This is a genomic window from Pandoraea sp. 64-18, assembly GCF_001899225.1.
GTDB lineage: Bacteria > Pseudomonadota > Gammaproteobacteria > Burkholderiales > Burkholderiaceae > Pandoraea > Pandoraea cepalis.
Genome location: NZ_MKVU01000008.1, coordinates 91,103 through 98,771, shown reverse-complemented (window position 1 = coordinate 98,771; position 7,669 = coordinate 91,103). Strand labels below are relative to the sequence as shown.

At 61.7% G+C, this 7,669-nt stretch carries 6 protein-coding genes and 2 pseudogenes; 4 read left to right on the top strand and 4 right to left on the bottom strand.

The window, feature by feature from the left end:
* The 4 genes and pseudogenes from BGP02_RS07530 to BGP02_RS07515 form a co-directional block, all read left to right on the top strand.
* A partial coding sequence (locus tag BGP02_RS07530; RefSeq protein WP_286798286.1) for an FAD-dependent monooxygenase occupies nucleotides 1–1,357 on the top strand: 1,357 nt, incomplete at its 5' end.
* Nucleotides 1,358–1,659: 302 nt separating this feature from the next.
* Nucleotides 1,660–2,814, top strand: coding sequence for a porin (locus BGP02_RS07525; protein ID WP_017234606.1), 1,155 nt, complete (start codon nucleotides 1,660–1,662; stop codon nucleotides 2,812–2,814).
* A gap of 143 nt (nucleotides 2,815–2,957) precedes the next feature.
* Nucleotides 2,958–3,215, top strand: a pseudogene (locus tag BGP02_RS22400) (CoA transferase); the annotation flags it as partial.
* A 101-nt stretch (nucleotides 3,216–3,316) separates the two neighbouring features.
* The gene (locus BGP02_RS07515) at nucleotides 3,317–5,326 is read left to right on the top strand and encodes a methyl-accepting chemotaxis protein (RefSeq protein WP_017234608.1); all 2,010 of its coding nucleotides are present in this window, start codon (nucleotides 3,317–3,319) and stop codon (nucleotides 5,324–5,326) included.
* Here BGP02_RS07515 and BGP02_RS22395 read toward each other — a convergent pair.
* The 4 genes and pseudogenes from BGP02_RS22395 to BGP02_RS22390 all read right to left on the bottom strand — a co-directional run.
* Nucleotides 5,284–5,538 (bottom strand): annotated as a pseudogene (locus BGP02_RS22395) (hypothetical protein); the annotation flags it as partial. The gene BGP02_RS07515 and the pseudogene BGP02_RS22395 overlap by 43 nt on opposite strands.
* Nucleotides 5,539–5,578: 40 nt before the next feature.
* Nucleotides 5,579–6,631, bottom strand: a complete 1,053-nt coding sequence (locus tag BGP02_RS07510) for a sensor domain-containing diguanylate cyclase (protein ID WP_261939665.1) — start codon at nucleotides 6,629–6,631, stop codon at nucleotides 5,579–5,581.
* 276 nt (nucleotides 6,632–6,907) lie between these two features.
* The gene (locus tag BGP02_RS07505) at nucleotides 6,908–7,210 is read right to left on the bottom strand and encodes a hypothetical protein (protein ID WP_268566976.1); all 303 of its coding nucleotides are present in this window, start codon (nucleotides 7,208–7,210) and stop codon (nucleotides 6,908–6,910) included.
* A 298-nt stretch (nucleotides 7,211–7,508) separates the two neighbouring features.
* Nucleotides 7,509–7,646: a helix-turn-helix domain-containing protein gene (locus tag BGP02_RS22390; RefSeq protein ID WP_502688468.1), complete on the bottom strand. Its 138-nt coding sequence runs from the start codon at nucleotides 7,644–7,646 to the stop codon at nucleotides 7,509–7,511.
* Between the last annotated feature and the right edge of the window lie 23 nt (nucleotides 7,647–7,669).

Sequence of the window (7,669 nt, the reverse complement as noted above, 5' to 3'; positions counted from 1 at the left end):
GACAACTCGCGAGTTTGGGTGGCCCCGCCGCAACGGATTTGTTCAGCCGCTGGTGGATAGGGTGCTGCTTGACGGGCTCAAGCGTTTTCCGAACACAGCGGTGCGGTTCAGTACCGAGGTCGTCGATTTGCTCGACGATGGCGAGGGTGTGGTGGCCACAACTGAGCGTGGCGAGAAGCTGCGCGCACGCTACGTAGTCGCAGCAGAAGGCGGTGCCTCGCGCACTCGCAAGCAACTGGGTATTTCGTTCGACGGCGAAACTCGACCCTCCGATGGCATCGTCATTGACGTTGCCAACGACCCCATTGGAACGCCGCACGCCGTGTTCGGCGGCGACCCGAAACGCAGCTATGCCAGCATCGCACTGCCGCATGGGATCCGTCGTTGGGAATTCACGCTGTTCGAAAGCGAAGATCCTTCGCTGGTGGAAAACGATGACTACATCCACGCGCTGCTGGCACCGCATGTGCCTGACCCAACCAAGTTGGAGATCATTCGTCGTCGCGTCTATCGGCACCACGCGCGCGTGGCCGGACAGTTCAAGGTTGGCTCCATCTTCCTCGCGGGCGATGCCGCGCACGTGATGCCGGTGGTGGGTGGACAGGGATGGAACTCCGGCATCCGCGACGCTTTCAATCTGGCCTGGAAGCTTGGTGCGGTGATCAATGGCGCATGCGGCGATGCTCTGCTCGAAACCTACGAGATGGAGCGAATGGGGCACGTCAAGCAGATGGTCGCCGTCTCACTTGGCATGGCCAAGGAAATGACGGATCACGACCCCGCGAAAGCCGCGGAACGAGACCGGATCGCTGCCAACCGCACCCCCGAGGAACGTGAAGCACAGAAGCGGCAGGCCTTCAAGCCTCAACCCAAGTTCGACAAAGGTGTGGTGGTACACACACCGCTGCCGAGCTTCAAGACGGTGCCGGCGCGCGATGTGCCCAGCATGGCTGGTGCCATCTTCCCGCAGCCACGAGTGACCAACGCTGAAGGCGTCGAAATGCTGCTCGACGACGCCACCGGTCAGGGTTGGCGCGTAGTGATGTGGAACAACAATCCGATGGCTTTTATTTCGGCCGAACGTTGCGCTGCGCTAGCGCATCTGCGCGTACGACTTGTTCAGGTGGTGCCTAAAACACAACTGCCGTGGGCGCGTCGCCACGCCCCTGCGGGAGTTACGGTGATCGGTGACTTGGGTGGAGAGCCCAGCTTGCAAGCCTGGTTTGACGCTAGGCCGGTCGGTGCGGTTGTTGTTCGTCCTGACCACGTGGTTGCCGCCGAATGCTTGGCACAGGTGCTGGACGATGTGCTGGCACGTGTATTGGATGCTGCGCATTTCTGTATGCCGCATGAATAACTAAATCAGCCAGAGCGACAAGAAGCTCATCTTCGAGGAAAACGCACGAAGAGTATTCGGGCTCACGTGCTGATGATCCAGTGAAGTCCGGGCGCCCGAAAAAAGCGGCGCCCACCACAAAACCCGTTCAGTCATCCGGCTCCATCCGGATGAGCGGGACGCGCTGTTCGTCTAAAAAGTAACAGCCTGATGCAGCACTTTCCGGAACGGGCCGTTTAAATCAGGCACGTAGCGCGACTGCTTTCGGGCAATCCGCTTTTCGTATTGCAGTCCACTCTTATAACTACGCATTGGAGACGCATATGAATTCGAAGTCACCCAACGCCGTGCTGCGCCGGAGCGCAGCTATGGCGTCCCTCGCCACCTTGCTCTTTGGCGCCCAGGCTGCGCACGCACAGAGTTCGGTCACGCTGTACGGCATTATCTCCACGGGCGTGGGATGGGTCAGCAACGTGGGCGGAAGCTCGTCCGTCCAGATGATTGCAGGCACGATGCAGAATAACCGCTGGGGCCTGCGCGGCGTCGAAGATCTGGGCGGCGGTCTCAACGCGATCTTCACGCTCGAAAACGGCTTCGACATCACCAACGGCCAATTCCAGCAAGGTGGACGCATGTTCGGACGCCAGGCCTACGTCGGCCTGAGCGATAAGTCGTGGGGTACGGTGACGCTCGGTCGCCAGTACGACATCCCGTTCGACTATCTCGACCGTTTCGAAGCGCCGGTTGCCGCGCTGGGCCTCGCCACCCATATCGGCGACAACGACAATCTGTTCGGATCGTATCGCTACAACAACGCGATCAAGTACCAGTCGCCGACGGTAAACGGCTTGCGTGGGTCGGTCATGTACGCGATGAGCAACGCGCCCGGCCAGTGGTCCGTGAATCGCTCGGTGAGCGCGGGCGTGGCCTACGACAACGGGCCGCTCAAGCTGGCGCTGGTCGGCCTGAATACGAATTACCCGGGCGCGACGCTTAATCCGAACGGCGCGGTTACCGACGATTACGTCGGGCCGCCGTTCCTGCTGTTCCATACCAGCCCGATCAACAGGAACGCGGGCGTGAGCCGTCAGCGCGTATTCGGCGGCGGCGCGCAATACACGTTCGGCAAGCTGCGCCTGGGCGGCGTCGTCACGGACGTGCGGTACGACTATCGCGACCACACGTCGCTGCATCTCGACAACTTTGACATCAACGTCACCTACGACATCACGCCGTTCCTCGTGCTCGGCGCGGGCTATGTTTACACGAAGGGGCAATACGGCGGCGGTATCGACGCGGCTCCGCACTGGAACATGGGGCAGATCAGCATCAACTATCTGTTGTCGAAGCGTACCAACGTCTACGTCTTTACCACCTATCAGCGTGCGACCGACGCGAAAGCCGTTACGTACCTGCTGGCGCCGTCGAGCAACGGAAACCAGACGGTGGTCGTGACTGGCATTCGTCACGTGTTCTAAAGCGCGCCCTCAGTCGCATCGCGCCTGACTTCACCCGCTTGAAAAACGACGCCTCCGCAACGTGCCGGAACCGGCGAAACGGAGGCGTCGAAGCGGTGAAATTCGCACAACGCGAATACAGTCGAAATCTAGTCGGGATAGTCATGAGCAGCGTGCGCGTGCTCGATCTGACCAACGTGCTGCCCGGCCCGTTCGCGGGCTATCAGCTCGCGTTGCTCGACGCCGACACCGCGCTGAACCGGCGCGGCATGGGCACCTCCTTTCTCTCGCAGAACGCTGGCAAGCGCTCGCTGAACCAAAAGCGATGACGGCAAGGCGATTTTCCGGCGCCTCGTGCGAGCGCGGACGTCGTGCTTGAAAATTTCCGGTCCGGCGTGATGAGCGTGACCGGCGACGCGTATGCCGGCAAGGATGATGCACTGCCCGCGCCTGGCATCCGCCCTACCCGTTTCGGCGCGCTGGCGCGCGCTGACCGCTTTCGAAACGTCTGCTCTCGGAAATCATGAAATTGTTGATATCGTTTATTGATCGCCTGCCTATCGCCCGAAAGCTTCTCCTGTTGGGAATCCTGATTCTGCCCACCATAGGCGTCCCAACGTACCTCCAGGTCAAGTCATCGTTGAACGCCGTGAGCGCTGACAGCATCGAACAGGCCGGCCTCGAGTCCGCACGCGCGCTCCTGTCATTGATTCAGCTGACGCTGCAGCACCGGGCGCAAGCCGCCACGCTGCTGGGCGGCAACAACGCCGTCGCCGCGAGTCGCGAAGCGACGCGGGCAGCGATGGACCAGGCCATCGCCCGCATCGACCAGGATCTGAAGGCACGAACGCGCCGTCCCGACATGATGCGTGCCTGGGAAAGTGCGGTCGCGAACTGGCGTGAGATTGCAGCGGCAGTCGACGCGCGCAAGCTCAGCGACAAGGAATCCACTATGCGCCACACGGAGATCATTGAACAATACCTCTCCCTTCTTGATCTCCTGCTCGACGACAGCGGCCTCGCGCTCGATCCCGAGGTGGGGACGCACTATCTCGTGCGGGCGGCACTCGTGAGCTTGCCGAAGGCCACCGCAACGCTGAGCCTCACGCGGTCCCGGGGCGCCGGAATACTGGCCAGAGGAGACGCGAGCCCGACGGAACGGGCCATGCTCGCCTCGCTGGCCAACGCTGCATCGGATCAGGCCGACGATCTGAGAAAGGCCTTTGACAAGGCCTTTCACGCGGAGCCCGGACTCAGTGCCGCGCTCGCGGACGAGCTCGATCGCGCCAATACGTCGATTCGCGCGGCCCTTGATCTGGCGACCCGAGAGATCGTCAGTGCCGACGCGATCCACTACGCGGCAATCGACTACATCAAAACCTTCACGGGCGCGTTGGACCCGCTCTTTGCGCTCGAAGCCCGCGCGCTCGACAGCCTTAAGGCACAACTCGACCTGCGCTCGAACCGCGTGCATCGCGCGATGCTGGTCCAGGTCGGACTGCTTGGCATGATGCTGCTCATCGCGATCGTTTTGTCCAGTATTGTGGTACGCCGCATCACGGGGCCGCTCCGTAATGCGCTGGCCTTGGCGAATCGTGTGGCCGACGGGGATCTCACGAGTCATATCGAAGTGGCCACCACGGACGAAACCGGCCAGCTAATGCAGGCGCTGAAAGCGATGAACAGCAGCCTGGCCAGCATGGTTGCCCGGATTCGCACGGGAGCGGAAACCATTTCCACGGGGTCGGCGCAGATCGCTGCCGGCAACGCGGATCTTAGTTCGCGAACGGAAGAACAAGCCGCGTCACTTGAAGAAAGCGCGGCGAACATGATACAGCTGACGTCGACGGTTCGTCACAACACCGAAAGCGCGAGACAGGGCAACACGCTCGCGGCCCACGCATCCGAAATCGCTGCGCGCGGCGGCGAGGTAGTGGGGCGCGTGGTTCACACGATGCGCGATATTTCGAACAGCTCGACGAAAGTCGCCAACATTACCGCCACGATCGAATCCATCGCATTTCAGACCAATATTCTCGCACTCAACGCGGCCGTGGAGGCCGCCCGGGCCGGCGAACAGGGGCGCGGCTTCGCGGTGGTCGCGAACGAAGTGCGCAACCTGGCGCAGCGCGCGGCCACGGCCGCGAAGGAGATCAAGGACCTCATCAACGAGTCGGTGGATCACGTGAGCGCCGGCGCCGAACACGTGGACGAAGCCGGCCGGACGATCAACGAAGTGGTGTCCGCCGTGCGCCGCGTGGCGGATCTGATGGGCGAGATCGCAGCCGCCTCGGACGAACAGCACAAGGGCATCGAGCAGGTAAATTCGGCGGTGGTCCAGATGGACCAGGTCACGCAGCAAAACGCGGCGCTCGTCGAGCAGGCGACGGCGGCCACCCAGTCGATGAGCGAACAGGCCGCGCTGCTCAAGCGCGCGGTGGATGTGTTCAAGGTGTCGGACGGAAGGATGCCTGCGTACCTGTCCTCGCCCTCACACCACCTGGCAAACGCCTCGAGCATGCGGAAGGCGTAGGCGGCGCTGGTGAGACCAACCGGCACCTCGGATTCCAGCCACGAGCTAACCGGTTGTGCCGCAAGGTGGGAAAGCTTGATGGGCATGAGCGAGTCAAGCGGTCCTCGTTCCGTTCTGCTTTTTCCGCGCTTGGTCAATTCGCCCCCGGGTGCGGGGCGCCGCAGGGACGCCCGACGACGCCCAGTCGCGAGGATCAGCCCGGCGGAACACATAACGCCACGCCAAAACAACCGCCGCACCCAATCCAGCGGATCAGCGCGACTGCCGCTTGTATCCTTCGCCGCCGATGCGTGCTCGGTCTACCGCCGCAATTCGGTTGCGTCCCTGGTCTTTTGCCTGATAGAGCTGCGCATCAGCCAGATTGATAAACGCGGTGATATCGATGTCTCCGGTCGGCACGACGGTGGCTACCCCGAAGCTTGCCGTCACTCGCTGACCGTGCGGGGAGCGCAGGTGAGCGATGGCTTCCTCCGCGATCAGCGCGCGGCAACGCTCCGCGACACGCACGGCGTCATCGGCATTCGTGTCGGCGAGCACGAGTATGAATTCTTCCCCGCCAAACCTGCCCAGAAACGCATTCGGCCCAACTGCCTCTTCGAGCACGCGCGCGAGGCGTTTCAGACACTCGTCGCCTTGTAGATGACCGTAATAATCGTTGTACGATTTGAAGAAATCGATGTCGACCATCACGAGCGAAAGCGGGTTGCCCGATGCCGCCGCGCTCGCCCATTCGCGGGCAATGATCGTGTCGAACATGCGACGGTTGCCGACCCCGGTCAAACTGTCTGACAACGAGAGCCGCTCCAATTCGCGCTGGAGTTCCGCGAGCCGGGCCTCGGTGCGCTTACGTTCACTGATGTCGAACATGAAGCCGATTAGCGCGTCAACGTCACCGTTCGCTTTGCGCACGACGTGGACAACGTCGCGAATCCACACATACCCGCCGTCCGCAGTCAGCGCGCGATAGTCCGCCTCATGATCGGCGCCCGCTTGCGACTGTGCGACGCAAAATTCAACAACCGCTTCACGGTCCTCCGGATGCATCCGAGAGGCCCAGTCCTCGACCGTTCTCCACGTCGACGGCGCGTAGCCAAGCAGTTTCTCAATCTGCGGGCCGATATAGGTGAACTGCATTGTCGCCCAGTCGATCTTCCAGGGGATCGCTCGGGTTGACTCGAGCAACGTGCGATAAACCGCGGGGTTGTCCTCGCCGGGCTGCTGTCCGGACGATACCAGGCTGTCCTCGTGGCGCAGGAATGCGGCTTGAAGCGAGCTCGGAGCTAAATCCTTTTCTTCGTGACTCATCGTGGTCTTCCAATACCCTGTAAATCCATTATCGGCAGGTGCGGCAGGGTCCTGAGCACAGCGCGAAGATTGATCGCTTGCAGACCCGCAAGTCATCGGTTGCCAACAACCGCACGTTTCCAATTGTCGCCGAGGTTGAGGCAAACTGGGCTGCTGCCGATTCGGTGCGACGTCGCCCCGAATTTGAGTTGCGCGCGGATATGGCGCCCATCATGTAGTCGGGAAATTGGACATGAAGAAGCGAGACCCGCCGCCGCAGACGGGCCTCCGCTACAGCTACCCCCTCACTTTCGGCGGCAGTCCTTTGCCCGGCGAGTAGAGGATAAGACTCGGGCTAATCAATTTGTCCGACGCGACCACGGCATGTGCCAAGGTGTCGAAATAGATGGCGTGCTCCGGATCGGCAACCGGGGACTTTTTGATTTCCCTTGCCAGCTCGTCCCACTCGAAGCCGAGGTATTTCCTGTGTTCGTAGAACCAGACGACGTGTCCTTCACGTGCCAGCGACTTCGGGATGTCGCGTCCGTCATCTCCTGCATCTGCACAGCCCTTTCCGTTGTCATTCTCTGAAGTACTCATCAAGGCCTCCTGTGATGTGCGCGGGTTCAGCCGAGCTATCGGCCAAGCTCATCATCGCAGCAGTATCGAGCCTTGAGTTTCAGTAACTTCCGAATAACTTCGCCGATGTGTCGACACTCGAAACGTATCGGCTACCGACAAAAACGCTCGCGACGTACGACGGGTTGAAAACACGAGTGCGTCACTCCCTAGCCGCTTCCCGCTTCCCGCTCCCGCCGCCGGTTTCCCGCTTCTCCGCGAAGCCGGACGTCGCGTTCGATTCGAACCCGCGCGGCGTAACCGGCGGGCAATGCCGGTGTCACGCCAATCCTTCGGCTTTCAGGCGCCGATACAGGGTGCGCTCGCTCAACCCCAGACGGGCCGCCAACGCCTTGCGTGTGCCCTGAAAATCGCGAACCACCGTGGCGAGATCGACCTCGCCGCCAGTCGTGCGCATCTCCGTCTGGCGGGTTGTTGCCA

Coding starts and splice junctions, on each gene's coding strand:
- BGP02_RS07510 (WP_261939665.1), bottom strand. CDS start 6,631: ATGAGTCACGAAGAAAAGGATTTAGCTCCGAGCTCGCTTCAAGCCGCA.
- BGP02_RS07525 (WP_017234606.1), top strand. CDS start 1,660: ATGAATTCGAAGTCACCCAACGCCGTGCTGCGCCGGAGCGCAGCTATG.
- BGP02_RS22390 (WP_502688468.1), bottom strand. CDS start 7,646: ATGCGCACGACTGGCGGCGAGGTCGATCTCGCCACGGTGGTTCGCGAT.
- BGP02_RS07515 (WP_017234608.1), top strand. CDS start 3,317: ATGAAATTGTTGATATCGTTTATTGATCGCCTGCCTATCGCCCGAAAG.
- BGP02_RS07505 (WP_268566976.1), bottom strand. CDS start 7,210: ATGAGTACTTCAGAGAATGACAACGGAAAGGGCTGTGCAGATGCAGGA.